A 25,815-nucleotide genomic window follows, 5' to 3' on the forward strand; every position below is an offset into this window, starting at 1 on the left:
CGACACAGCTAATACATTAGCTCCATAAATGAGCGCCATCAGATCACTGACCTAGGTCGCACTTTCGCGTTTTTACTTCAATATCTTATTATGCACGCTAAACGTTCACTAGCGGTTAATGCGCCATTTGTTTCCAAGGCATAGTTCGTAAAATGTCAGCAAATACCCCAGCGGCAGTAACCGTACCACCTGCACCATATCCTCTAATTACATAAGGGATAGGGCTGTAGTAGTCACTATTGATAGCCAGCGCGTTCTCGCCGTCTTTCACTTGGGAAAGCGGGTTGCTAGCCGGTACAGCCTGAATGCTTACTTTGCATTTTCCATCTTCAATACTACCGATATAACGAAGTACTTTACCTTCCGCTTTAGCTGCCTCAACTTTTTCATTCATAGCAGCATCTAGCTCTGGAAGCTGGCGCATAAATTCATCTATTGAACAGTCTTCAGCAAAGTCTTTCGGCAGTACAGACTCAATTTCAATGTCAGATAGCTCCAACGCTAAATCAGCTTCACGGGCCATAATAAGCAACTTACGGGCTACGTCCATACCGCTTAGATCGTCGCGAGGGTCTGGCTCTGTAAAACCATTGTCTTTGGCCGTTTGTGTCGCTTGTGACAAACTCATGCCCTCTTCAAGCTTACCGAATACGTAAGACAAGCTGCCTGAAAGAATACCTTCGAAACGATGAAGCACATCACCTGCGCTGAATAGTTTTTGTAGGTTGTCGATAACAGGGAGGCCCGCGCCTACTGTTGTCTCATATAGATATTGGCGGTTCGTAGTAAGTGCAGTCTTACGCAACTTGCGGTAATAAGACATAGCGCTGGTATTCGCCTTTTTATTAGGCGTTACTACGTGGAAGCCGCTTTCCATCATATCTACGTATTGCTGTGCAATCGCTTCATGGCTTGTACAGTCAACAATAACCGGATTTACCAAGCTGGTATCGTTTGCGAACTGATGCAGGCGCTCCACACTTAAGCCTTCACTTGCAGAGTCCAGGGCCGCTTTCCAATCCCCGCTTAAATCAATACCTTGGCTGTTTAACAGCAATTTACGGCTATTTGCAATACCGTAAACGCGCAGCTGAATATTGCGTTTTAAAAGTGCTGGCTGTTGTTTTTCAATTTGACCTAGCAGTTCGGTTCCCACATTGCCACACCCTACTAGGAATACGTCGATGGTATGGCGGTCAGAGAAAAAATTCTGGTGAATAACCTTAACCGCTTTCTTAGCACGCTTACTTTCAATTACTGTTGAAATGGAGCGCTCTGAAGAGCCCTGAGCAATCGCTACATTGTTTACTCGCGCTTGGGCCAGTGAGTTAAAGAAACGCGCTGCCAACCCTTTGGTTTGACGCATACCGTCACCTACCAACGTAACAATGGCGAGGTCATGACGCACTTCGATAGGATCAAGCAATTGGTTTTGAAGCTCTAGTGCAAACGCATCTTCAAGGAGCGTTAACGCTCGGCTGGCGTCTTTGCTTTGAATACAGAAACTGATTGAGTATTCTGAAGAAGATTGGGTAATAAGGCTTATTGAAATATTCGCGTTTGACATGACTTCGAACACACGGCTTGCCATGCCAACCATACCTTTAAGGCCAGGGCCTGCGACGTTAAACATGGTAACGTTATCAAGCTGTGAAATACCTTTAACCGACGTCCACACTTCGCTTTTTTCATTGCTAATTAGCGTACCAGGCGCGGCCGGATTTAACGTATTTCTGATCAAACACGGAATGTGGTGCTGTGCAATTGGACCGATCGTTTTCGGGTGAAGCACCTTCGCACCGAAATATGACAGCTCCATCGCTTCTTGATAGGTAAGCTTATCAAGCAGTACTGCGCCTTCCACTTGGTTAGGATCAGCGTTGTAGACGCCGTCTACGTCTGTCCAAATTTCACAACAGCTTGCGTCGATACACGCCGCTAAAATGGCCGCTGAATAGTCTGAGCCGTTGCGCCCAAGCGTGACTTTTTCGCCAGCTTCGTTAACGGCAACGAATCCAGGCATAACCAAAAACTCACTACCATCGGTAGGCACGTCTGAAAAACGGGCTTTACTTAGCGATACGTCGGCAATGCTATCTAGGTAGTCACCCTCGGCAAGCACATATTTAACTGGGTCAATAATGCGATTATTTATGCCTTTAGCCGATAGCATAGCGCTAAAGAGTGTCACTGAGATGTACTCACCAATGCTAAGAATACCGGCAGCAATATTATCAGGCGCAACACCAAGCAGCTTTATACCTTCAAGATGCTGTTTTAATACTGATAGGTGACCATTAATGAACTCTACCACGTTTGCATGTGCAAATCCGTCGAGTTCTTCGTTTAGCTTATTGGCGATGCCGGTAACCGTGTCGTTTAACTTATTGAATAACGGCTGGAAATCTTCACCCGCGGCTGCTTGTTCACACAATAGTGAAAGCGCGTTAGTCACCCCTTTTGGGGCTGATAATACAACCGCAGCACCTTCGGTTTGGTGGGTTGCCGTGCTAATTTCCATTACGCGCATGTATCGCGATGCATCGGCAAGAGAAGAACCCCCAAACTTTAAGACTTTCATATGCTGCTCCTTAAGGTTACGCATGCTAAAACGTGTGTAAAAAAAAGCCCGCTCTGTGTTAGGCGGGCTTTCGTTGTCTTTTGCTTACTTGCACTAGCCAGCGACCGCCCTATTTGAGGTGGTAATCAGCATGATGGTGGTGCGAGTAACTAGAATCTTTTTCATACAAACAATTTGCCGTATAGACGTCTATAAGTCAACCGCAGTTTTCACCATACTGTATTGCAAAAAGTGAAACACTCTCAGATTAATATTTCTCTTTAAGGTACAAATGGTAATTTCTGCTACCAAATGTTGCATTTGGAAATGTTTAGGCCTCTAGCGTTTTATGTAAATGCTCAATATTCTTAGAGACTAAGCGCCTAAGCTCGCCTTTAGAAATGGCGCGGTTACGCTGGTTTTAACTGTAGCCACTTCCTTTGGGCTGCCTTCAGCAACGATTTTTCCTCCCTCATCACCCGCGCCTGGCCCCATATCAATAACGTGGTCGCAAACCCCAGCCACCTGCATATTGTGCTCAACCATCACCACCGTATTCCCCGCTTCGACTAACGTGGTTAAATGCTGCATAAGTAGCGAAGTGTCTGAAAGGTGTAAACCTGTTGTAGGTTCATCGAGCACGTAAAGGGTATTAGCGTTTTGAGCGCGTTTAAGTTCTGATGCTAATTTAATGCGCTGCGCCTCGCCGCCTGATAATTCGGTGGCACTTTGCCCAAGTGTTAGATAGCCAAGCCCAACGTTCATTAGCGTTTGAAGCCCCCGCGTAATGACTTGATTACTACTAAATACAGTAAGCGCTTCTTCAACCGTAAGCGATAATACGTCAGCGATAGAATGGTCGTTGTAACCAACTTCTAGTACGTTATCGTTAAAACGCTGTCCGTTACAAACTGTACAGGGGGAATAAACACTCGGCATAAACAGTAGTTCTACCGATACCACCCCCACCCCTTCGCAGTGTGGGCAACGCCCTTTTGCCACGTTAAACGAAAAGTGGCCTGCATCGTAGCCTCGGGCTTTTGCTTCTTCGGTTGAAGCAAATAAACTTCTGATTTGGTCAAATATACCAGTATAGGTTGCCAATGTTGAACGGGGTGTCCTGCCGATGGGAGACTGATCTACCACTACTATACGGCTCAACTCTTCAAGCCCGCTTTCAATGCGGCCTTGCTGCGGCTCACTTTCATGCGAAAAAGCGTCTTGAGCGAGAAGTGAATTGGCGTCAGTAAGCAGTTCTTTCGTTTCTCTTGTTTCTTGCGCTCGCTTCCCTTCTTTCTCGGCCGAGCTTAAACCACCTTTGACTAACTCAACTAATGCTTGGCTAATTAAACTCGACTTTCCAGAGCCGGAAACGCCAGTGACACAGGTCATTACACCAAGTGGAATATCAATATCAACATTGCTGACATTATTTCTGGACACGTCTTTTAAACGCAATACCCCTGATGATTTACGTTTTATACGCTGGCTTAGGGCTTTATTGTTAAAAACATAGTCTGCCGTTGGGGAGTTTTTTATGCTTGCTAGTTTGTTAACCGGCCCACTATAAACAAGCTCACCGCCATTCACTCCAGCCCTCGGCCCTACGTCTACGACCCAGTTAGCCCCTTTGATGACGTAAGGATTGTGCTCGACAACGAGCAGTGAATTGCCCGTATCGGTAATATTGTGAAGCGCGTGAATAAGCCCTTCTACATCGCGAGGGTGAAGACCGGATGAGGGTTCATCCATCATAAAGACAACGCCAAATAAGTTTGATTTAAGCTGAGTCGCCAGACGCAATCGCTGTAGTTCACCTACTGAGATACTTGTTGTACTTCTATCTAACGAAAGGTAATGAAGCCCAAGCGCTATTATGGGCTTCACTCTTTCGACAATGTCGCCCGTAATATTGCATATCACCTGACCACGCTCTGAAGTATCGCCGTTGACTGACTTTCTTAACGCCTGAAGCTTTTCGTGAACTTGCTGTAGTGGCAGCCTTGAAAATTCAATAATATCTAAGCCATCAACTTTCACTGCAAGCGCACTTTGCTTAAGCTTTTTTCCACGGCAAACCGGACATGCTTCAACAGATATAAAGGGAGCAATTCGCTGCTTCATTTTCTCTTTTTGAGACGTTTTAAAGGTATCGAGCACATGACGTCGCGCGCTGATAAACTTGCCATTGTAGCTGGCAGGTTCGCCCTCTTGCTGCGCTTTTCGGGTTTGCGCTAGGTTATAGTTTCGGTATACGGGTAACTGAGGCATTTCGTCGGTGTATAAGATCCAGTCACGCGTTTTTTGAGGCAGTTCACGCCATGGAATATCAACATCGATATCTAGCGATAACAGTACCCTTACTAGGTTTTTGCCCTGCCACGCACCAGGCCAAGCTGCCACAGCGCCCTCACGTATGGTGAGGCTGTCGTCGGGTACAAGGCGATGAGCATTTGTGTCGAAAACTTTACCAATACCGTCACAGTGTTCACATGCACCTTCTGGCGTATTAGGAGAAAACCCGTCTGCGTAGACTATATCTTGTCCTTTGGGATAATCACCGGCCCGGGAATACAGCATTCGCAGACTATTAGAAAGCGTGGTGATACTGCCAACGGAAGAGCGAACTGAAGGTGCGCCACGGCGCTGGTGTAGGCCCACAGCAGGCGGTAAGCCTTCAATCGCGTCTACGTCAGGTTTTTCTACCTGCTCAATTAAGCGCCTGGCATAAGGTGATATTGAATCTAAATAGCGGTGCTGAGCTTCGGCATAAAGCGTACCGAACGCCAAAGAAGACTTTCCTGAACCGGATACACCAGTAAACACCACTACTTCGTTTCGCGGTATATCGATACTGATATTTTTTAAGTTGTGTACACGGGCGCCGCGTACCTGAATTTTTCCCTCATCATTGTGCACTTCATCACCTGCATATCACTTTAACCAAAGATAGTTAGATAAAGGCACTTCATTTCGATCATTATTTTAAAAATTCACTTCAGCTATCAGACACGAGATGTTGAGCTAAAAAATCTACCAGCAACCTAATTTTGGGAGCAACATTCCGGTTTGAAGGGAACACTGCCCAAATAGCCTCTTGCTTATCTTTATACTCGGGGAATAGCTCTATTAACTGACCTGACGCTAACGCTTTACGCACGTAAAATCCAGGCAGTTGTGCAATACCAAAGCCAGCAACCGCGGCGCTGCATAGAGCATTCCCGCTGTTATACCGTACTCTCCCCTGCACAGGAATTGATTGAATTTTATTGTCGATAAGCAAACGCCAATAGGGTTGTGATCCCACCAAGAGCGAGTGAGTTTTTAGTTCGTCGATATCTTTAGGCTGTCCTTGCTCTTTGAAATAATCCTTACTTCCACATATAAATAAATGTCGGGTAGCCAGCTTTTTGGCAACCAGCGTCGAGTCTTCTAATTTGCCAATGCGGATGGCCAGGTCGAGGCCTTGCTCGACAATATCGAGCTTTTCGTTTGAGAACGTGCACTGCACACTAATGCCGGAATACTTTTGCATGAATGTGTTGAGCAGAGGCGCGATGAAGGCTTCGCCAAAAGCTACAGGAGCGGTGAGCTTGATCAATCCTTGCGGCGATGCTTGTAACGCACTTACGGATAGCTGGGCATCTTCAAGCGCCTTTAACGCGGGTAAAACTTGCTGAAAATACTGTGTACCTGCTTCAGTAAGAGAAACACTTCGCGTAGTGCGCTGCAATAATTTAACGCCAAGCTGCTTTTCTAGCGATGCGACTTTACGGCTTATCTGCGCTACTGACGTATCGAGCTTATTGGCAGCCCCGGTAAAGTTGCCAACGCCAGCCACAGCACAAAACTCTGCTATACCCTCTAGATATTTCATTAGCTCCACTCGTTAGTTTAGCGTCGTTCAACGTTGTGCTCTTTTCTTTAAGTGCATTCTATTTGGCCAAATTAATTATTACAAATATGAAAAAGTGATTTACTAAAACCGTATTTATCATTAGTAAACCGTCTCCTATACTTTGGTCTATAAAACAACATCGAATATTTACGATTGAGGAGTTATTACATGGCGTCATTCAAAGATTCATTGCAGGAAGGTCAAACGCACATTAAGTCGAAAGCTGCGGTGGCCTGGGGCCCGGGTGAACAATTAAAAATGGAAGAAGTGGACGTAGAGCTTCCTAAGAAAGGTGAAGTCTTAGTACGCATTGTTGCAACCGGTGTGTGCCACACTGACGCATTTACATTATCAGGTGATGATCCAGAAGGCGTTTTCCCTTCAATTCTAGGTCACGAAGGTGGTGGTATTGTTGAGATGGTTGGTGAAGGCGTGACCAGTGTAGACGTTGGCGATCACGTAATCCCTCTTTATACAGCAGAGTGTGGCGAGTGTAAGTTCTGTAAATCAGGTAAAACTAACCTTTGCCAAGCCGTGCGCGAAACGCAAGGTAAAGGCCTAATGCCAGACGGCACAAGCCGCTTCTCGAAAGATGGCGAACCAATTTATCACTATATGGGCTGTTCAACCTTTTCTGAGTACACGGTTCTGCCTGAAATATCGCTGGCGAAGGTTAACAAAAATGCTCCACTAGACGAGGTCTGCCTGCTTGGTTGTGGCGTGACTACGGGTATGGGCGCCGTACTTAAAACCGCAAAAGTACAGGAAGGCGACACGGTGGCTATCTTTGGTTTAGGCGGCATTGGACTATCGGCCATTATTGGTGCACGCATGGCGGGTGCTGGTCGCATTATTGGTATTGATATTAACGAAAGCAAGTTTGGCCTGGCGAAACAGCTTGGTGCAACTGATGTCGTTAATCCTAAGAATTTTGACAAGCCTATTCAGGAAGTGATTGTTGAAATGACTGACGGCGGCGTTGACTACTCGTTTGAGTGTATCGGTAACGTAAACGTGATGCGTTCTGCGCTTGAGTGTTGCCATAAAGGCTGGGGTGAATCGGTGATAATCGGCGTAGCGGGCGCAGGACAAGAGATTTCAACACGCCCCTTCCAGTTAGTGACAGGTCGCGTATGGCGCGGTTCTGCATTTGGTGGTGTTAAAGGTCGCTCGGAGCTACCAGGAATTGTTGAACAATACCTAAATGGTGACTTTGGCCTTCAAGAGTTTATCACTCACACCATGGGTCTTAATGAAATAAACGAAGCGTTTGATTTAATGCATAAAGGCGAAAGCATTCGTTCTGTTGTGCATATGGATAAATAAACTTCAAAACCACAGAGAAATTATTTCTTTCGCATGAAAAACAAAGGCCCGCAGAAATACGGGCCTTTTCACTAACGAGTATATTTCAGCTCATTTCGTTCTTTTGCGTCGCATCAGTGCAAAAGCCGATAAAGGTAACAAAATTGCCAAGCCCACTGGTTCAGAAACAGACATACTGGAGGCACTTGCAACAAAATCTGGTACTGCGGTTACCGCAATATCGTCAATGAAATTGCCATAAGTTCCCCTATTGATAGTAGAGAAACGAATGGTTGTCAGCGCAGTTTGTGCAACAAAATCACCATTGAACTCGGACCAAATTTTGATGGAATGATCGTCAAACACTTGGCTGTATAAAACGCTATCTGTATCACTGAGTATGTCTAGCTGGAAACTCTCTCCGCTGCGTCTTGCGGCATAAGCAAATGATACATCGTAAGTGGCACCTATCTCGGTAGAAAAACGCTGAAAAATGGAATAGCGTCCGCCATTACCGTTAGCATTAAGCTCAGCGTATTGGCTACCATCAAACGCATTTAGTCGTTGAAAGTTGTCCCATAACTCCATATTTGTGCCGCTCCAACCGTCTACGGTTCCAGCAGTGAAAGCCTTCCAGCTATTGCTCTTAATATCGTTGTTTTCAAAACTGCCGTTTAAAATCAAGTTAGCGTGAGCTGGCGTGCTCACACCTACAATCAAAGATAAAGCAGCTAACCACTTGCTCATGCGCTTCTCCAAAAAAACGATCGACATTATCATTATACTTTATCAGGTGGTCTAACCTGTGTATCTTATTCTTTAGCATGTTGTATAAAAGTATAACTAAGACCTTAAATAACTCCTTGCTCTAATGCTTTAATTACAGCCCTCGTTCTGTCTCTTACACCAAGCTTAGCCATGACTGATGAAACTTGGTTTTTAATAGTGCCTGGTGATTTAAACATCGCTTCAGCTATTTCCTTATTGCTATAACCTGCAGCAATCAAGCGAAGAATTTCAACTTCTTTTTCAGTAAGGGGCTCTGGATTTTCGAACGACTCAAACTTTACGCTTAGCCCTTTCAAGCCTTGCAATACCTTTTCCGTTACCGAAGGTTGAATTAGCGTTTTGCCATTTTTAATTTGTGCAATAGTGTCAACTAAGGTTTCTAGCGACACATCTTTAAGCAGATACCCTTTTGCTCCGGCCCGCATGGCGCCGTTTACTAACTCATGGTCATCAAACGTAGTCAGCATTAGTACGGGCGTAGTAACCCCCTTTTCACTAAGCGCAAGTAAAGTGTCGATACCCGAAAGTTTGGGCATACGTATATCCATCAATATCACATCACAATTTGACCCGTTTCCACTGTCAATTAGCTGCTGACCATTTTCGAATTCGCCAACAACCTCTACACTATCATCAAGCCCTAAAAGCGATTTAATGCCCTCTCTTACTAACATTTGATCTTCAACTAAAATGAGGCGTGTTTTCATTCGCCCTCCGGTATGTGAATGGCAATACAAAAACCTTGTTCGGTTTGCTGCCAACTTATTTTTCCATTAAGCTCGTGCACTCGTTCTTTCATGCCTTTTAAGCCATTACCGGCAACCACCTGACTAGAACTATCGGCTTCATTTCTTACCGCTTGGTTTACAGCGATTTCTGTATGGGTGCATAGCGTTTCGTTCATCGGCTTTTCGCACATAGTAAGTGGCACCATACTATCTTGCATGAGCAGGTAATAACTCCCTTTGCTGTGCGCCAGTGTTATAGAGAAAAAATGGGCCTGCGTATGGCGAATAACATTGGTTAGCGCCTCTTGCATACTTCGCAAAAGGCAATCGGCAACGCGAACGTTGGTTAACACTAAATTTTCGTCAATGTATAATTTCACCAACGGCCTGGGTAAGTCTTTGAACAGTGCATTTACCGCTAAAGAAAAATCAATAGCCGCATTATCTCGAATGTCTGAAATAGCCTCCCTGACATCAGAAAGCAGCAGCTTTGCGATACTGTGAGACTGTTCGACGTGTTGTTTTATGGTTTGTGATTCAACGCTGTTTAATCGCTCAGCCTTTCTCGATGCAACTTGTAGATTGATGGTAAGCGCCGTTAAATGATGCCCTAACACATCGTGAATATTTCGTGCTATACGCAGGCGTTCATCTTGTGTAAGCGCCTGCTTCATTAATTGCTGGGTACTTAATAATTGCCTGTTAAGCGCATCAGCTTCCTCTCGCGCTTTGGATTCTTTGATGGCTGTGTTTGACATTATCATGGCAAACAAATTGAACGTCCAAAAAAGCGCGCCTGTTAGCACTGCTTGCTGCTCTTCCCAAACCCACCCTTGAATGAGAACTGTCGGCAGGGCCAATGGTATTGAGAGCGCTACGCACTTTTTCCAATCGATATAATAAGGGAGAATGGCAGACCAAATGACGATGAAGATGGCAAGGTAGGCATAGGGAAGTAAGAGCTGGCACAGCACTGCTAATAAGAACATCGTCCATAGTATAGGCAGTCTTAGCGAAGACATAGTGTGGTCGTGCCGGCTGACAATGACAAAGCTCACAGCAAGCATGCAAAAAATAGCAATTCCAGAAAGCGTGCGCCAATGCATTAATGCGTATTGATGAAACAAAAAGTAAAGCGCTGAGCCGCTCACAAACATCCATGTAATGCATGCAGATGCACGCTCAATATCCATGTTCACCTGCCAATGAGCAGGGATTGAGATTTTCATTCGTTACTGACTACCTATAGTTTGTTGTTCTTATAGCACCACTTTGACAAAAAATGCGGTCTAATGCATAGGCCATAAGTCACTTTTTATTTCGTGACTTATGGCACTTTAGTCAATCTCGAGAAGTTATCACTATAAACCCACAATTTTGTTCATTGCCAAAGGAAAGCAAGATGCAAACAATTCATGGCTTTATAGTAGCGCTTCACATTTTAACAGGCGCACTGTCACTTTTACTGTTCTGGGTACCTAGTTTTACCAGGAAAGGCGGAAAAGCCCACAAGCAATATGGGGGTTACTACATAAAAGCAATGCTATTTACATCTATCAGTGGGGTTGTTAGCTCCACACTGGTGTTGTTTATTCCATTAGTCATTTTCCCCACGATGCCCGAGCACTTTGAATCTGTTGCTTATTTCACCGCATACCTAAGAGGTCAATATCTCTTTTTGTTGATGCTAAGCCTGTTAGTGTGGAACAACGTTCGGCATTCGGTGGCGGTGCTTAGAGTGAAACGTAATCTCAAACAACTGCGCACTATCGAATACCTATGGCTGCCCGTACTGCTTTTTGTTGTAGCTTCCATTTCTTTATATCAAGGCATTACTTACGGCATCACCCTAACTTGTATCTTTGCCCCTATTGCGCTGTTAAATGCCATTGGTATTGTGCGTTATGTTTTTCAAAAAGACGTTGTTGCAGGTTTGTGGGTGACTGAGCACATTGGGCATATCATCGGCTCAGGGATTGGTGCATATACCGCATTTTTTGCTTTTGGCGGGCGCGCATTGTTTGAAGGCTCACCATCACTTCAAATTGTCAGTTGGGTCCTACCTGCACTTATTGGTGTTCCTTTTTCCATATGGCTTAACTGCAAATATAAACCGAAGCCATCTGCCTACAGGGCGTCATCCTCAAAGTCAGCCAAAGGCCAAACTCTTCGCCTAGACTAATTCAGAAACGAGCATAAGGCAGAGCTTGGTTTGCAAAAAAAAGCTGCTGTTAAAAACTACACAGCGGCTTTTGTCACTTGGACGATAGGAAGCTATTGTGTAACGTAAGCATTTATAAGAATGTCTGTGTCAACAATATCAGTTTCAACATAGAGCGCTACATCATGAAAAAGCCCCAATCACAAACACGTACTAGAATGAAAAAGTCACCATTATTTCAAAAGGCTCAACTTAGTCTTGCTGCTAGTGCGGCCTGTATTGGTTTAGGGCTAGGTTTAAGTGCACATGCGAACGCATATCATGAAGACAATTCAACACCGCAAACCAGTGACCAAGCGCAAATGAATACCAAACCGACACTTACAACGCTCACCAACTACCAAGAAAACGCGCCATATATGTTCTCTTCGGGCTTACCCGATGCCTCTCACCTTTCTTTACTGAAAGAAAAAGGGGTGACACACGTTGTAGATTTGATCCCAGGGGATAGAACCAGTGAAATCTTAGCTACCTCAGAATTAGGACTCGACTACTTTAATGTGCCCGTGGATTGGGAAGGCCCCACATTAGCCAACTTTTTAAATTACGCTGCATTTATGCAAACCGTCGATATCAAAAAAGACAAGGTACTCACGCACTGTAAACTGAATTGGCGAGGCGCTGCTTTTACGTATCTATACAGAATTAACGTACTTGGTGAAAATGAACAAGCCGCCCAAAAAGACCTCATGGCTATTTGGCATCCGAATCCAACATGGTTCGCCTTCATGAACGAGGTAATTACCCACTACAATGAGGTAAACGGTAAAGAAGTAGCGATGTCGTTCGAGGCTGCCCTGCCAGAAAGTGATTAAGCTTTAATAAGTCAATAAAACTATTCCGCTTACAAGCCTAATTCATTTATGGCTAACACATATGAAATTTCGGATACACCCTTGACACATACGAAATTTCATATACGATATATCACATACGAATTTTCATATGTGATATTTTTATGTCGACGTGTTCTGAACCTGCGCAGCTTTTGCCCTTAGCTTTTTTCAAATGCTTGGCGGACGACACCCGCTTAAAGACGCTACTAATGCTTAGTGTAAAAGGTGAGCTGTGCGTGTGCGACCTTACCGATGCGCTTCAACTAAGCCAGCCCAAAATTTCGCGGCATCTTGCTGATTTACGAAAGTGCGGTTTAGTGCTTGATACCCGTAAGGGCAAATGGGTGTATTACCAGCTTCACCCTGACCTACCAGTTTGGGCACGTGATGTCATTGAAAATACCGCTACCCATAACGAAGAATATATTAGCGAGGCGTTAGCGAATTTGTCCTGCGAGAATTGCTAAAGCTCGAACTAACTAAGCGACACCAACAGTGCTAATTGCAGCATGATACATCGCCGAATATCTGTTTTTTCAACAATCTGATTTCCATTTTTAAAGCTACTTAAAGTAGCACCAAGCTTTTAAACAAGGTTTTATATGAAGATTTTATATATTTGTACGCACAACCGTTGCCGCAGCATACTTTGCGAGGCCATTACTAACGCCTCTAAAGGCAATGTAGAAGCGCGCAGTGCGGGCAGCCAGCCTGTAGGTAAAGTACACCCTCTTTCTCTTAAGTACCTTGCAGAGCGGGGGATTAACACAAACGACCTTCAAAGCCAGTCTTGGGACGAATTTGAAGATTACGATGCAGATCTTGTTGTCACGGTTTGTGATTCAGCTGCCGGGGAGTCATGCCCGGTTTACTTCGGTAAATCTCTTAAGGTGCACTGGGGCTTAGAAGACCCGTCTAAGTTGGAAGGTAGCGAACAAGAGAAGGCCGATGCATTCAACAACACCATTGATATTATTGAAAAGCGTGTAACGGCACTAGCAGAGCTTGCCGAAAAAAACTTGGATAAAGCAGCGCTTAAAGAGGCGCTATCAAAGTTAGGAGCCCAGTAATGCGCCAAGATGATTTAATAGATCAACAAATATCTACTAGCCAAGCAGCCTCATCAGCTGAAAGGCCATCAGATAATGTGGTATTGGAACACATGCACAAGCCTATAATGGCCAAATTTGCGTCATCATTTTCTGAGCATAAGCCACGTATTTTATTACTTTACGGCTCGCTGAGAGAACGTTCATACAGCCGCCTGGTTATTGAAGAATCGGCTCGGTTGCTTGAGTACTTTGGCGCAGAAGCCAAAATCTTTGACCCTCGCGGATTGCCGCAGCCTGATACTGAAGATGAGTCACACCCCAAAGTTAAAGAACTGCGCGAGCTTATGATATGGTCTGAAGGGCAAATCTGGTGCTCTCCAGAGCGGCACGGCAGTATAACCGGCATTATGAAAAGCATGATTGACTGGGTACCGCTTAGTCTTGGCGGCGTGCGCCCGACTCAAGGTAAAACGCTTGCCATCATGCAGGTATCAGGCGGTTCACAGTCGTTTAATACGGTAAACCAAATGCGTATTTTGGGCCGCTGGATGCGCATGTTAACTATTCCTAACCAGTCTTCAGTAGCAAAAGCCTTTCTCGAATTTGAAGACGATGGACGCATGAAACCGTCGCCTTACTACAACCGAATAGTGGATGTTGTAGAAGAATTGGTGAAATTTACATTGCTTACCCGCGACAACAAAGATTTTTTGGTTGATCGCTACTCTGAGCGCGTAGAAAGTGCAGAAGAAGTAAGCAAGCGTGTTAATCAAAAATCGTTGTAAAATAAGACAAAGGTGAATCAACATGGGATTCTTTGAACGTTATTTATCAGTGTGGGTCGGCCTTTGCATTATTTCAGGGGTGGGCTTAGGCTATGCCATGCCAGATGTATTCGAGTCTATTGCAGCGCTTGAATATGCACACGTAAACTTGGTAGTGGCGGTACTTATTTGGCTAATGATTTACCCAATGATGGTTCAAATCGACTTTGGTTCTATTAAAAATGTCGGTAAAAAGCCTAAAGGCTTAGTGCTTACGCTTGTAGTGAACTGGCTGATTAAGCCCTTCACAATGGCGCTGTTGGGTTGGCTATTTTTTAAAGGTATCTTCGCCGATTGGGTAGACCCGCAAACTGCTACCGAATATATTGCGGGTATGATTTTACTGGGCGTAGCCCCCTGTACAGCCATGGTTTTCGTGTGGAGTCATCTTACCAAAGGTGATGCTAATTACACGCTGGTTCAAGTATCGATTAACGACCTCATTATGGTCGTTGCCTTTGCACCACTAACAGCTATGCTGCTAGGTGTAACAGATATTACCGTTCCTTGGGACACCCTGCTGCTTTCTGTCGCACTGTATGTTGTGCTGCCATTGGTTGCAGGTTACATCACACGCCGTTACCTGGAAAATAAAAGTAACAGCGCGCGAGATACTGTTTCAAAAAATGCAGCGGTTGACGCATTAGTTAGTAGATTTAAGCCCTTTTCAGTTGTTGGCTTACTGCTGACTATTGTTATCCTGTTTGGTCTTCAAGCAGAAACCATTTTATCGCAGCCACAAGATATTGTGCTTATTGCAATACCTTTACTTATTCAGACTTACGGTATCTTTGCCATTGCCTATTTTGCAGCAAAGCGAATGAAGCTTCCGCATAATGTTGCCGCACCTGCATGTATGATTGGTACATCGAATTTTTTTGAATTGGCGGTAGCTGTAGCCATTTCACTGTTCGGATTACATAGTGGCGCAGCGCTTGCCACCGTGGTGGGCGTATTAGTTGAAGTACCGGTTATGCTTTCGCTAGTGTGGTTTGCAAACAATACACGTCACTGGTTTGACTAAGGTGAGTGTTAATTGCAACAAACCATCGACGAGACCCTGACGCTAAAACGCTTTAACGGTACTTCATCAATGGAATAATAACAGGATAAAAAAAGGGCGAACCATGGTTCGCCTTTTCTTATTAATTCAAATCTTAAACCGCAATTGCGGGTTTATATGTGTCGGGAAGAATAAAACCAAAGCGTTGTAAAACCGAGGTTAGCACATCTTGTTTTATCGGTTTTTCAATAAAACCCAATGCCCCCAATGACATCACTTTTTCTTGCATCATTGGCTGAATGTCGCCAGAAATAACAATGACGAATGTTTCTAGCTGACGACTTTTTATTTCACTTAGCACACCGATACCACCGAGAACAGGCATAGTGAGATCCAGTAAAACTAAGTCTATTGTGTGATGTGCCAACACTTCCAACGCGTCCATACCATTAGACACTTCGTAAATAGTTTCAGCAAAGCCATCTGGCAAATTCTTTCTTGCCATTTTTCGCGCCAGCGCCGAGTCATCACAAATAAGAATATTAAAACCCATCAAATATAAACTTATAATTGGTTATTAATCCGTCAACAGAATACATTAATCAAAAGTATAATAAAACAAAAAAATGCCTGAATATAGGTAACTTAATCACCATCTTCGCCAAACTTCACTCTTAAAGCCGTTTATTTTGTGTTAGATATAGCGAGTAACAAAATGAGGAATACACGACAATGCAAGCGTTAGCTGCTAACCAAGATAAGAGTTTGGTACGAAAAGTTGCCTATCAAATTTTGTCTCATTTCGATAAAAGTTATCGATGGTTCACCCGTATCACACGCGGCGCTCAGGAAAGGTTTGAGAACGGAAATTGGAAAGAAACCCAGCTAGCCTCTAAAGAGCGGATAACCATTTACGAGCAGAGCCTCTCAGACGCTGTTGCCGACATTTATCAGCTAACTCAGGTGCACCAAAAAGACGATATTTTTTGGCAAGAGCTTAAAAAAGTATACGCTTTACAGCTAGAAGGGCACCCGCAGTTTGAACTAGCCGAAACGTTCTATAACTCAGTTATAGGCCGCTTGTTTAAGCATAGAAAAATCGATAACGACATGATGTTTGTATTGCCTAGCCGCTGTTTTTTACCAGGACAAGACAGAGACAAAGTGATTAACAGCTTCGACACCACCACCACGGTGCGTGAAATGTATGAATCGATTTTCAAAATTTATCGATATAACATCCCGTTTGAGGATTTTGAACGGGACTTACAAAACCTTGAAAAGGCCCTTCGCGCGCGGCTAAATAAAGAGCAGTTAGCCAGTGTTCAGGCTGTTGAAATACTAAAGCCTACTTTTTTCCGAGGAAAGGCCGCTTACCTCATTGGGCGAATTTGCATGCCCGATGAAACCCTGCCGTTTGTTATCGCCATGCGAAGGTACAATGAACCACACATGTTCGTTGATGCGCTTTTGACCGATCGCAAAGACCTAAGCGTTATTTTCGGTTTTGCTCGTAGCTATTTTATGGCTGATACCCAAAACCCAGCCGAAGTTGCCGCTTTTCTTCAAGAGCTTCTCCCAAATAAAAAACACTTCGAGCTGTACATGGCAATGGGACACTACAAGCACGGTAAAACGGTATTTTACCGCAATTTCTTACAGCACATGGATGAGTCGGATGACAAATTCGAGGCAGCGCCTGGTATTCGCGGCCTGGTAATGATGGTTTTCCATCTTCCTTCCTATGGTGTGGTGTTTAAAATCATCAAAGACGAGTTTGCAGAAAGTAAGAAAATTACGCGTGACCACGTTAAAGAATGCTACAAATTAGTAAAAATGTCAGACCGTGTGGGCCGAATGGCCGATACTCACGAGTACGTAAATTTTAGATTCCCACTTAACAGAATTGAGCCTGAGCTAATTGACGAACTCAAGGAAACTTGCGCTTCGAGCCTGGAATTCACAGAGTCTGAACTCATCATTAAACACATGTACATTGAACGGAAGATGACGCCGCTCAATTTGTATCTACAAAAAGAAAATGATGAAGAAAAAATTACGCGTGCATTAGATGAGCTTGGGCTTTGTATTAAGCAAATAGCTATGGCGAACATATTCCCTGGAGACATGCTACATAAAAACTTCGGTATTACCCGTCATGGCCGCGTTATCTTTTACGATTACGATGAAATTTGCTTAATGAGCGAGCGTAACTTTAGATCCCTGCCGAAATCTGACGATCCTTACGCTATTGATACACTTTCAGTAGCGCCTAACGACGTGTTCCCCGAACAGTTTGAACACTTCATTGTAGGTAAGCGCAAGTTCAAAGATATCCTTAAATCTTTGCACGGCGACCTAATGACGCCAGAATATTGGCATGAAGTTCAGGAAAAATGTGCGCGGGGCGATGTTCAACACTTTACGCCTTACAACGCCAATATGCGTTTTGATAGAGACTAATTAGGTTTAAAACAAAAGTACGATTAAACAGGCTATCGCCACGATGTAACACAACGTTCGGTAGCGCAAGAGACACTAAACACCTGTATCTGTCGTCGTTACGTGCAATAAAGCTTAAAAGTGATCGTTTCGATACGTAGTTCTCGTAAAAGTAGGTGAAAGCGAAACCGCTTTGCGACTGCTTGTTTTAGCTTGCTAACCGTTAATTGCCAAAAAATGACGGCAGCAACGCCAACCAAGTGTGTGAATGTAGATAAACAAAAGAAGCGTAATGATGAAAGTGCTACTTGTAGAAGATGATCCAAAGGTTGCCTCGCACATTGCAAATGGACTATTGGGTGAAGGGCATGAATGTATTACTGTAGGTGATGGAACATCGGGCTACCAACAGGCGTCAAATAACGAATTAGACGCTGTAATTCTAGATGTGATGTTGCCTGAGCTCGACGGTTTCTCTGTTTTAGAAAAACTTCGCGAAGAAGGTAACACTACGCCTGTCTTATTACTAAGCGCAAAGAGCCAAGTTGAAGATAAGGTCAAGGGCCTTCGAACAGGCGCGAACGACTATTTGACTAAACCTTTTGCCTTTGAAGAGTTGCTTGCTCGGGTTGAGGGTCTTGCCGGCCGTAACAAAGAGAGCGAAGACAAGACATTAATAAAAGTCGGCGATCTCACGCTAGACTTAGTCAACCGTAAAGTATTGCGTGGCGATCAAGAAATTGATCTTCAATCTAAAGAGTTTCAGTTGCTTGAATGTTTGCTTCGTCATAAAGGTAAAGTTGTAACGCGTAGCATGCTGCTTGAACAAGTTTGGAACTATCATTTTGACCCGCAAACCAACGTGATTGATGTTCACATTAGCCGCTTGCGTCAAAAAGTGGATAAAGTGTTTAATGTCCCGCTTATCGAAACCGTAAGAGGCACGGGTTATCGAATAGCGGACGGGCTTGCATGATAGCAATACGCGACTTTACGCGTAGTTCAAGTTTTCGCGTAGGCGTATTGCTCACCACTTTGGCTTGCATTGCTATTGTTTTAATTGTTTATTTTTGGCGATTAACCAGCAGCGATTTGTTCATTTCGGAATCTAACGCTGCTGTTAATGCCAAAACAAATGCGCTTATTACTCTCTATGAAAACCTTGGAATTGATGCCGTTAAGTTGGCGATAGCCAAAAGCGATAGCCAGTCTTATCTTGGTGACAAATCGATGGCTTCAGAAACCGACCACCTGCGCTCATTTGTTGCATTGAGTAAAGATGAACAATTAGTGGCTGGCAATTTGTCGTCAATTCCGCTTATTCTGGAGCGCCATGAAGGCGCCAGTTTTAGCACCTCAGAGATAGTAATTACCCGCCCCAATAGCGCAACAAGAAAAACATTACGCCAGGCCCTTATGAGAGAAGTTACCCTTGGTGACCATGTGCTTTACGTAGGTCGTGGCATTGACGATTTATACAGTGCACAGTGGTTTGGCAAAACTTTCAGCTGGATCATCGTGGTGTTGCTTTGTACCTTGAGTGTTCTTAGTTTTGCCATAGCCGTTTACGTGGTAAATCGAATTAACCGCATGTCGCAAACGGCGGATAATATTATCAAGACAGGTAACCTGCAAGAGCGTTTAGAAATTGACAGTAATTGGGACGACCTGAGCAGTTTGTCATTTGTGTTTAATCAGATGCTCGATACTATTGAAAGCTCAGTAAACAGTATAAAATCAGTAACCGATAGTATTGCTCACGACTTGCGAACGCCCCTATCTCGCCTTCGTAACACGCTAGAAAAAATCGAAGATGACCAACTTAGGGAAGACACAACGCAAGAAGCAGATAACCTGCTTAATATGTTTAACAGCTTGCTACGCATAAGTGGCCTTGAAACTACGAACAAAAAAGAAGGCTTTTGTACCACTGACGTGCGCGCCATCGTGGAAGACGTGGTTGACCTTTACCACCCCCTTGCAGAGGAGCGCAATATCACCCTATCGAGTGAGCTCGACGCAGTCACAATGTTGGCTGATCCTAATCTACTCTTTCAAGCTGTAGCTAACGTGTTAGATAATGCCATAAAGTACTCTAACGAAAACAGTGTAGTTACCGTAGAACTTTCTATCACGGGGAGTCATATCGTGATTGCCGTGAACGATGCTGGAGTTGGCGTGGGTGAGCATGAAATTGTGAATTTAGAACGCCGGTTTTATCGGGCAGACGGCAGTAGAACCAGCAAAGGAAATGGGTTGGGCTTATCACTCGTATCCGCCATTGTAAAGCTACACGATGGAAGCATTTGGTTTATTCACGACCCTCTCGTAAAGGGGCACGGGTTAGGGGTGGTATTTACGTTCAAGCGTTAAGCTTTGGGCTATCGCTTTTGTCGAAAAATAAAAAAACGCTGAAGCTTTTTTCTGAGCATCAGCGTTTTTATCCGACATTTTCATTGTCTCAATATATGTCGAACGCCTACGCCAATAACGACTTCACGTATGCTTTAATGTCTTCATCTTGACCGTGGTCAAATAGACATTGTTGGAAACGCTCCCCTGACACTGCCGTTTTGACCAACTCAACGTCCATTTTTTTCAGTGAATCAACATAGCTCTCAGGAGCCAACGCACGTTTCAAATCTGCGAGAATACCTGCATTTTGTACTTGCGGCTCTTTGCGCTCAACGGGGTAACCCGCACCACGCTCTCCGGTCAGCGCTTTCTCAAAGATATAGCGCGCATTAAGTTCAGCGCCCCATCCAAAGCCCTTTGCAAAAGGCAAAGCTAATGCATTCCCATTGTTAACTTGGTTAAACAGAAATGCATCTGAAGGGTCGATGCAATAACCACAAAAAACGCCTGGGTGAGCATTCAAAGACATCATTGCCCCTTGGCCCGTACCGCAGCCAGAAATCACGAAATCGACAGCCTTTGAATTGAGTAAGATAGCTCCCATTATACCCAAGTGCACGTAGGTAAGATGATGATCCGTTTCACTATTCATACCCACGTTGAATACAGCGTGTCCCAACGAGTCGGCGACGCTCGTGAGCTCATTTAATATTATCGGATTCTTAGTCGCTTGACTGTTTTCCATCATTAGTGCAATTTTCATAACTTCTCCAAACTGATTCTTTCTTTATCCGAGCTCAAGCTAGCCTAGCATACTTACAATTTACACCTCACTGTGTACTCTCAACTACTATGACTTAGTTCCATATTTGAAATAAACGATGTATATGCTTTCGCTTCTGAAGCAAAAAGAAGTTTTTGCTTTGGTTGGCATAGAGGCTAACGAAAACGAATATGGTCTCGATTAAGTTCACTTATACAGCTACACCCCATCAAACGCATATCACGCTCAATTTCAGCCACCATTAGTTTCATTGCGCGATCAACGCCCTTCTCTCCAGCTGCGGCGAGGGCGTAGAGGTAGTAGCGCCCTAATCCAACCGCCTTAGCACCGAGCGCCAGCGCTTTCAACACATGCGTACCTCGTTGAATACCACTGTCAAATATCACGTCGATTTGCTCACCGACCGCATCCACTATCTCAGCGAGTTGATCAAATGAGCTCCTTGAACCGTCTAGTTGCCTACCACCATGGTTAGAAATAACAATGCCCGTACAGCCAATATCAACAGCACGCTTGGCATCCTCTACACTCATAATCCCCTTAAGGCAAAATTGACCATCCCAAAACTTAACCATTTCTGCTACATCGTCCCAGTTCATTGATGGGTCTAACATGTTGGTAAAATAGTCGCCTATCGAACTTGTTCCGCCCCCCATATTGATGTGTGCATCTAATTGAGGCAGAGAAAACTTTTCATGCGTGACGTAATTAATGCCCCAAGCGGGCTTCGATAAAAATTGCCACAGGCCAGCAGCAGTCAATTTAAACGGAATTGAAAATCCAGTACGTAAATCGCGCTCTCGATTCCCCCCTGTAATGGAGTCAACGGTCAACATCATGACTTCGATGCCCGACGCTTTAGCCCGCTCCATCATTGCTTGGTTTAAGCCACGATCTTTATGAAAGTAAAATTGATAAACTTGCGGGGTGTTAAATTGCTTAGCTATTTCCTCCATACTGACCGTACCTAGTGAGGATACGCCAAACATGGTGCCATACTTCTCTGCAACCGACGCCACTGCCCTTTCCCCTTGGTGATGAAAGAGTCGTTGCAGCGCGGTAGGTGAAAGATATACCGGCAACTTGAGCTGTTGGCCCATAACGCTCACGCTTAAATCAATCTCTTTAACACCAGTCAGTACGTTAGGCACTAAGTCGCAGTCATTGAAAGCATTGGAATTGCGTTTTAATGTTGTTTCGTCGTCTGCACCCCCATCAATGTAATTAAATATGGGGCCGGGTAATTTCTTTTGTGCCAACTTTCTGAAATCATGGAAGTTGTGACAATGACTCAATTTCATGAAAACTCCGCCATCAAAAGTGATGAATGAAACGAAAACAGCCCGCATAAACGGGCTGAAAATTACTAATAAAACACACTTACACTGATAACACTACTCGCCAGCAATAGTGTGAATGTGTGAGGGAGCCCTCCTCATTACACAATCCCTGATCCCGTTGCATTAGGATCTCTTGGACGTGCTTTCGCCATATTCTCTCGATAATTAGATTTGCGATAAACCGCCAGCGGATCTATTGCCGCACCTTTGCGCAATCGAGCCATTGCCAAAATAGGCGACACGTCCAGATTAAACGCATTTTTTAGTTCAAGAGATGCCATTAGTGCGTCGTTTTCATCTTGATAACCATATAGCTTTTCACGGTCAACGATAAGCGCTTTCACGTATGAACGCTGAACCTCAATCGCTGAGTTAATCAAACTCTCCGCAGGGTCAGTCACATTGTGCGACTGGTCTAACATATAAGCAGGTCCAAACTCTTCTTGCTGACGATATTCTGCATCAACCAATTCATTAAAAATAAGAAATTGCTGATAAGGATGCAGAGAGCCACTGTCTAAATCGTCATCTCCATATTTACTGTCATTGAAGTGGAATCCACCCAACTTTTTAAATTGAATGAGGCGAGACACAATCATCTCAATATTGGTATTAGGTGCATGGTGCCCTAAATCAACAAGAGACTTACATTTTGGCCCCAATTGCATAGCCGCTAGAATATTAGACCCCCAATCTTGAATAATGGTCGAGTAAAACGCAGGCTCGAACATTTTGTGCTCAATATGCATTTCCCAATCGTCAGGCAACCCTTTGTAAATTTCTTCCATGCTTGACAGGTAACGTTCAAATGCGCGTTGGAAATGTTGTTGACCGGGGTGATTTGAGCCATCACCTACCCATACCGTGAGACTTTTCGCACCGAGTTTTCTACCGTACTCAATACAGTCTAAATTGTGGGCAATAGCGAGTTCTCGAGAGGCTTTTTGTGTATTGCTCAAGCTGCCGTACTTGTAAGACGCGGTTTGCCCCACTTGATCTTGAAAGGTATTAGAATTGACCGATACCCACTTTATGCCATATTCGTCTGCTTTCTCTTTTAGCTCACTAAAATCTGAGACTGTGTCCCACGGAAAGTGCGGAGAAACACTATCAGTACAACCAGAAAGCTCATTGATTACGGCGCAATCCTCCAGTTTTTCCCAAATATTGCGAGGCTCGCCTTTGCCAGGAAAACGCGCAAACCGTGTTCCACCCGTACCGGTTCCCCAAGAAGGAACAGCAATCTGAAATTCGCCCGCGGCGCAGGTAAGCCGCTCAATATCCACGTCACTCCGTGCTAGCTTCTCGCCAAGCGCTGCATAATCTGCTTCTAAATCACGCTTTAGTGTGTTGTTCTCTTTTTCTAGTAATGTTTGATCTATTCGTTTTAACATAAAGTCGCTCCTACCGCAGAAATGCTTCGTGTAAACCACCATCAACACTGATAACTTGTCCGGTAGTTTTGCTCAACTGTCCCGACACAAGTAAATACGCCGCCTCAGCTTGGTCTTCTGGTGTAATAGGTTGTTTTGTTAGTGTGCGTTGTGCGTAAAATTGCGCTAGCTTATTTCTCAGTGACTCTGTTGATTCACTATCTTCAAAGGCTATATCGTATTTTGAAAGAGAAGAGATAACGCGATCCCTAGGGAACATGTTGCTTCCTTGTACCACAGTCGCTGGCGCTAATGCATTCACATTGATCAACGGCGAAAGCGTCACCGCAAGTTCACGCGTCAAGTGATTTGCAGCGGCTTTACTCGTGTCATAAGCAAGTGAGCCCTTTTTCGATACGGCGGCGTTAACACTCGTCGTTAAAACCATGGCGCCATTCAGCCCCTGTTTTTCCCAAATTTTTTGCGCTTCAGACGCCACAATGTAGCCGCCTTTAACGTTCACACCGAAGCTAACATCAAAGACGTTGTCGTTTTTAGCTAGGTCCGGCCCTTCGGCAATAAAGACGCCTGCAGTAACAATGACCTTATCAATACCGCCATAGGCGAAAACAACCTCTGCCAACATTGCTTCAACGGCTTCACGCCGAGTGATATCGACAGCTAAAGCAATAGCAGGGCCACACGCTGATATCCCACTACCCGCAACGCCAATACCTTGACCATATATATCAGTTAGCTCTTTAGCCGTCGCTTCAGCACTATCCAAATTAAGGTCAGCGCATACAACGTGTGCCCCTTCTCTGGCCACGCGGTGCGCTGTAGCTTTACCAATGCCATCACCAGCACCAATAACCACCACTACATCTCTTGCTAGTGTTTTCTCGGCCGGCATACGCTGCAATTTAGCTTCTTCAAGCGCCCAGTATTCTATGTCAAAAGCTTCTTGAGCAGGCAACGCCGTATATTCAGAGATAGCCTCTGCCCCACGCATCACTTCAATAGCACAATTGTAGAATTCTGCGGTAACCCGCGACTCACTTTTGTTTTTGCCCCAAGCAATCATACCCACACCGGGAATCAATACGACCGTTGGACTCGGGTCGCGCATCTTAGGAGAATCAGCTCGTTTACACGCGTTATAGTAAGCCGTGTAATCCTCGCGGTATTTCGCAAGACCGCGTTCGAACTTCTCAATCAGAATATGTATGTCGTCTTGCTCAGGATTAAAATCGACATAAAGCGGTTTAATCTTCGTACGTAAGAAATGATCTGGACAAGACGTGCCTAATTCGGCTAATCGTGGCGCATCAACACTGTTTACAAAACGCAATGTAGCTTCGTCGTTTTGGACTGTGCCTATAAACTTCACTTTGTTAGACAACATACCACGTGCTACGGGTAGAAACTTAGTTAGCATCGCTTTACTACTATATTCATCGAGCGATGGGTATTTTTGACCACCAAATGTCATTTCACCTTTATCGTGTTCTTCAATATAGCGCGCCGCTGTTTCAACAACCCATAATGATGTTTCATAACAGCTTTTGCTTTCATTCGACCAATTGGTGTGACCATGTTGGCCTAACAGAATACCCCATATTTCTGGGTTCTCAGCATAAGTATCTTCACACAGTTTCGCAGCTTCCCACCCTGGACGCATCCAAGGTACGTAAGCTAACTTACCTCCCCAAATAACCTCGGTTAATACTTTTTGATCTTTGCAAGATGCGACAGATATCACTGCATTCGGGTGTAAATGGTCGACATGCTTCTCACTAATCATTGAGTGCAAAGGTGTATCAATTGAAGAAGCGCGAGGGTTTAAACAAAAGTTACAATGCTTAAACATACCAACCATGCGGTCTTCACCAGCAGATTTGTAGCCCTTATCGCTAAACGACTGATAGGTATTATCCAGGGCATTCAACTTATCCTGATAAAGCGATGAAAAATTCTCTTTTTTAGATGTTCTTAAATCACCACCAGACCCTTTTACCCACAATACTTCGACGTCCTCTCCAGTAAGGGGGTCCGTTTCAATAAGTTTCGCTGACGTATTGCCGCCACCGGTATTAGTAATTCGCTGGTCTTCACCTAGTTTATTTGAGCGGTACACCAGGTTTTCGACGGGATCAAGTTTGTCTGCAACGTCATCTTCCCATAGGTACTTAACGAATTTGTAGTCTTCTGGCTTATAAGGCATGTAAGCGCGTCCTGTGAATGTATTTTACGAAATTTGGGCAAAAAGCAAACTAAACCAGCCCACTAACGCTCAATATACATC

Annotated in this window: 21 protein-coding genes; 10 read left to right on the forward strand and 11 right to left on the reverse strand. The window is 44.4% G+C overall.

Features of this window, described 5'->3' with window-relative positions; translation table 11 throughout:
• Positions 1-115: 115 nt before the first annotated feature.
• From thrA to V7R42_RS09480, 3 genes are all read right to left on the reverse strand, one after another.
• Entirely contained in the window at positions 116-2,581 is a 2,466-nt protein-coding gene (gene thrA / locus V7R42_RS09470) for a bifunctional aspartate kinase/homoserine dehydrogenase I (RefSeq protein WP_334019940.1), read from the reverse strand.
• Positions 2,582-2,935: 354 nt separating this feature from the next.
• A complete protein-coding gene (locus tag V7R42_RS09475; RefSeq protein WP_334019941.1) occupies positions 2,936-5,479 on the reverse strand; it encodes an excinuclease ABC subunit UvrA in 2,544 nt (847 codons plus the stop codon).
• Between the two features lie 79 nt (positions 5,480-5,558).
• The gene (locus V7R42_RS09480; protein WP_334019942.1) at positions 5,559-6,437 is read right to left on the reverse strand and encodes a LysR substrate-binding domain-containing protein; all 879 of its coding nucleotides are present in this window, start codon (positions 6,435-6,437) and stop codon (positions 5,559-5,561) included.
• A 189-nt stretch (positions 6,438-6,626) separates the two neighbouring features.
• Here V7R42_RS09480 and V7R42_RS09485 point away from each other — a divergent pair, with 189 nt between their 5' ends.
• The gene (locus V7R42_RS09485; protein ID WP_334019943.1) at positions 6,627-7,784 is read left to right on the forward strand and encodes an S-(hydroxymethyl)glutathione dehydrogenase/class III alcohol dehydrogenase; all 1,158 of its coding nucleotides are present in this window, start codon (positions 6,627-6,629) and stop codon (positions 7,782-7,784) included.
• 90 nt (positions 7,785-7,874) lie between these two features.
• On the opposite strand, the gene V7R42_RS09490 is transcribed toward V7R42_RS09485, so the two are convergent.
• From V7R42_RS09490 to V7R42_RS09500, 3 genes are all read right to left on the reverse strand, one after another.
• Positions 7,875-8,510, reverse strand: coding sequence for a DUF642 domain-containing protein (locus tag V7R42_RS09490; RefSeq protein ID WP_334019944.1), 636 nt, complete (start codon positions 8,508-8,510; stop codon positions 7,875-7,877).
• A gap of 104 nt (positions 8,511-8,614) precedes the next feature.
• A complete protein-coding gene (locus V7R42_RS09495) occupies positions 8,615-9,259 on the reverse strand; it encodes a response regulator transcription factor (RefSeq protein ID WP_334019945.1) in 645 nt (214 codons plus the stop codon).
• Positions 9,256-10,509: a sensor histidine kinase gene (locus V7R42_RS09500; protein ID WP_334019946.1), complete on the reverse strand. Its 1,254-nt coding sequence runs from the start codon at positions 10,507-10,509 to the stop codon at positions 9,256-9,258. Before V7R42_RS09500 ends, V7R42_RS09495 begins: the two co-directional genes overlap by 4 nt.
• Before the next feature lie 173 nt (positions 10,510-10,682).
• Between V7R42_RS09500 and V7R42_RS09505 the strand changes: the two genes are divergently transcribed.
• The 6 genes from V7R42_RS09505 (at position 10,683) to arsB (ending at position 15,237) form a co-directional block, all read left to right on the forward strand.
• Positions 10,683-11,462, forward strand: a complete 780-nt coding sequence (locus tag V7R42_RS09505) for a hypothetical protein (protein ID WP_334019947.1) — start codon at positions 10,683-10,685, stop codon at positions 11,460-11,462.
• Between the two features lie 197 nt (positions 11,463-11,659).
• On the forward strand, positions 11,660-12,316 hold the full coding sequence (locus V7R42_RS09510; RefSeq protein WP_334019948.1) for a hypothetical protein: 657 nt from the start codon (positions 11,660-11,662) through the stop codon (positions 12,314-12,316).
• A gap of 143 nt (positions 12,317-12,459) precedes the next feature.
• Complete coding sequence (locus V7R42_RS09515) at positions 12,460-12,804, forward strand: metalloregulator ArsR/SmtB family transcription factor (protein WP_334019949.1); 345 nt, start codon at positions 12,460-12,462, stop codon at positions 12,802-12,804.
• Between the two features lie 135 nt (positions 12,805-12,939).
• Positions 12,940-13,407 (forward strand): arsenate reductase ArsC, encoded by a 468-nt coding sequence (locus V7R42_RS09520; protein WP_334019950.1) that lies wholly within the window; start codon positions 12,940-12,942, stop codon positions 13,405-13,407.
• A 92-nt stretch (positions 13,408-13,499) separates the two neighbouring features.
• Positions 13,500-14,174: an arsenical resistance protein ArsH gene (gene arsH / locus V7R42_RS09525; RefSeq protein WP_438823649.1), complete on the forward strand. Its 675-nt coding sequence runs from the start codon at positions 13,500-13,502 to the stop codon at positions 14,172-14,174.
• Between the two features lie 22 nt (positions 14,175-14,196).
• Positions 14,197-15,237 (forward strand): ACR3 family arsenite efflux transporter, encoded by a 1,041-nt coding sequence (gene arsB / locus V7R42_RS09530; protein ID WP_334019952.1) that lies wholly within the window; start codon positions 14,197-14,199, stop codon positions 15,235-15,237.
• A gap of 133 nt (positions 15,238-15,370) precedes the next feature.
• Here arsB and V7R42_RS09535 read toward each other — a convergent pair whose 3' ends face one another.
• The gene (locus V7R42_RS09535; RefSeq protein ID WP_334019953.1) at positions 15,371-15,769 is read right to left on the reverse strand and encodes a response regulator; all 399 of its coding nucleotides are present in this window, start codon (positions 15,767-15,769) and stop codon (positions 15,371-15,373) included.
• Positions 15,770-15,948: 179 nt separating this feature from the next.
• On the opposite strand from V7R42_RS09535, the gene aceK reads away from it, so the two are divergent.
• From aceK to V7R42_RS09550, 3 genes are all read left to right on the forward strand, one after another.
• Positions 15,949-17,679 (forward strand): bifunctional isocitrate dehydrogenase kinase/phosphatase, encoded by a 1,731-nt coding sequence (aceK, locus tag V7R42_RS09540; protein ID WP_334019954.1) that lies wholly within the window; start codon positions 15,949-15,951, stop codon positions 17,677-17,679.
• A gap of 274 nt (positions 17,680-17,953) precedes the next feature.
• The gene (locus V7R42_RS09545) at positions 17,954-18,634 is read left to right on the forward strand and encodes a response regulator transcription factor (RefSeq protein WP_334020138.1); all 681 of its coding nucleotides are present in this window, start codon (positions 17,954-17,956) and stop codon (positions 18,632-18,634) included.
• The gene (locus V7R42_RS09550) at positions 18,631-20,031 is read left to right on the forward strand and encodes a sensor histidine kinase (RefSeq protein WP_334019955.1); all 1,401 of its coding nucleotides are present in this window, start codon (positions 18,631-18,633) and stop codon (positions 20,029-20,031) included. The genes V7R42_RS09545 and V7R42_RS09550 overlap by 4 nt, the downstream gene beginning before the upstream one ends.
• A gap of 106 nt (positions 20,032-20,137) precedes the next feature.
• Here V7R42_RS09550 and V7R42_RS09555 read toward each other — a convergent pair whose 3' ends face one another.
• The 4 genes from V7R42_RS09555 to V7R42_RS09570 all read right to left on the reverse strand — a co-directional run bounded on the left by V7R42_RS09555 (position 20,138) and on the right by V7R42_RS09570 (position 25,734).
• The gene (locus V7R42_RS09555; protein ID WP_334019956.1) at positions 20,138-20,776 is read right to left on the reverse strand and encodes an RpiB/LacA/LacB family sugar-phosphate isomerase; all 639 of its coding nucleotides are present in this window, start codon (positions 20,774-20,776) and stop codon (positions 20,138-20,140) included.
• A 176-nt stretch (positions 20,777-20,952) separates the two neighbouring features.
• A complete protein-coding gene (locus V7R42_RS09560; protein WP_334019957.1) occupies positions 20,953-22,098 on the reverse strand; it encodes an alpha-hydroxy acid oxidase in 1,146 nt (381 codons plus the stop codon).
• 137 nt (positions 22,099-22,235) lie between these two features.
• Positions 22,236-23,531, reverse strand: coding sequence for an L-rhamnose catabolism isomerase (gene rhaI / locus V7R42_RS09565; RefSeq protein ID WP_334019958.1), 1,296 nt, complete (start codon positions 23,529-23,531; stop codon positions 22,236-22,238).
• Between the two features lie 10 nt (positions 23,532-23,541).
• Complete coding sequence (locus V7R42_RS09570; RefSeq protein ID WP_334019959.1) at positions 23,542-25,734, reverse strand: bifunctional rhamnulose-1-phosphate aldolase/short-chain dehydrogenase; 2,193 nt, start codon at positions 25,732-25,734, stop codon at positions 23,542-23,544.
• Between the last annotated feature and the right edge of the window lie 81 nt (positions 25,735-25,815).

The organism is Alteromonas sp. S015 (genome assembly GCF_036864485.1).
Lineage (GTDB): Bacteria > Pseudomonadota > Gammaproteobacteria > Enterobacterales > Alteromonadaceae > Alteromonas.

What these genes read in the sequence shown, in the direction of transcription:
- thrA (WP_334019940.1), bottom strand. Translation starts at nt 2,581, where the DNA reads ATGAAAGTCTTAAAGTTTGGGGGTTCTTCTCTTGCCGATGCATCGCGA.
- V7R42_RS09480 (WP_334019942.1), bottom strand. Translation starts at nt 6,437, where the DNA reads ATGAAATATCTAGAGGGTATAGCAGAGTTTTGTGCTGTGGCTGGCGTT.
- V7R42_RS09485 (WP_334019943.1), top strand. Translation starts at nt 6,627, where the DNA reads ATGGCGTCATTCAAAGATTCATTGCAGGAAGGTCAAACGCACATTAAG.
- V7R42_RS09490 (WP_334019944.1), bottom strand. Translation starts at nt 8,510, where the DNA reads ATGAGCAAGTGGTTAGCTGCTTTATCTTTGATTGTAGGTGTGAGCACG.
- V7R42_RS09495 (WP_334019945.1), bottom strand. Translation starts at nt 9,259, where the DNA reads ATGAAAACACGCCTCATTTTAGTTGAAGATCAAATGTTAGTAAGAGAG.
- V7R42_RS09500 (WP_334019946.1), bottom strand. Translation starts at nt 10,509, where the DNA reads ATGAAAATCTCAATCCCTGCTCATTGGCAGGTGAACATGGATATTGAG.
- V7R42_RS09505 (WP_334019947.1), top strand. Translation starts at nt 10,683, where the DNA reads ATGCAAACAATTCATGGCTTTATAGTAGCGCTTCACATTTTAACAGGC.
- V7R42_RS09510 (WP_334019948.1), top strand. Translation starts at nt 11,660, where the DNA reads ATGAAAAAGTCACCATTATTTCAAAAGGCTCAACTTAGTCTTGCTGCT.
- V7R42_RS09515 (WP_334019949.1), top strand. Translation starts at nt 12,460, where the DNA reads ATGTCGACGTGTTCTGAACCTGCGCAGCTTTTGCCCTTAGCTTTTTTC.
- V7R42_RS09520 (WP_334019950.1), top strand. Translation starts at nt 12,940, where the DNA reads ATGAAGATTTTATATATTTGTACGCACAACCGTTGCCGCAGCATACTT.
- arsH (WP_438823649.1), top strand. Translation starts at nt 13,500, where the DNA reads ATGCACAAGCCTATAATGGCCAAATTTGCGTCATCATTTTCTGAGCAT.
- arsB (WP_334019952.1), top strand. Translation starts at nt 14,197, where the DNA reads ATGGGATTCTTTGAACGTTATTTATCAGTGTGGGTCGGCCTTTGCATT.
- V7R42_RS09535 (WP_334019953.1), bottom strand. Translation starts at nt 15,769, where the DNA reads ATGGGTTTTAATATTCTTATTTGTGATGACTCGGCGCTGGCGCGAAAA.
- aceK (WP_334019954.1), top strand. Translation starts at nt 15,949, where the DNA reads ATGCAAGCGTTAGCTGCTAACCAAGATAAGAGTTTGGTACGAAAAGTT.
- V7R42_RS09545 (WP_334020138.1), top strand. Translation starts at nt 17,954, where the DNA reads ATGAAAGTGCTACTTGTAGAAGATGATCCAAAGGTTGCCTCGCACATT.
- V7R42_RS09550 (WP_334019955.1), top strand. Translation starts at nt 18,631, where the DNA reads ATGATAGCAATACGCGACTTTACGCGTAGTTCAAGTTTTCGCGTAGGC.
- V7R42_RS09555 (WP_334019956.1), bottom strand. Translation starts at nt 20,776, where the DNA reads ATGAAAATTGCACTAATGATGGAAAACAGTCAAGCGACTAAGAATCCG.
- V7R42_RS09560 (WP_334019957.1), bottom strand. Translation starts at nt 22,098, where the DNA reads ATGAAATTGAGTCATTGTCACAACTTCCATGATTTCAGAAAGTTGGCA.
- rhaI (WP_334019958.1), bottom strand. Translation starts at nt 23,531, where the DNA reads ATGTTAAAACGAATAGATCAAACATTACTAGAAAAAGAGAACAACACA.
- V7R42_RS09570 (WP_334019959.1), bottom strand. Translation starts at nt 25,734, where the DNA reads ATGCCTTATAAGCCAGAAGACTACAAATTCGTTAAGTACCTATGGGAA.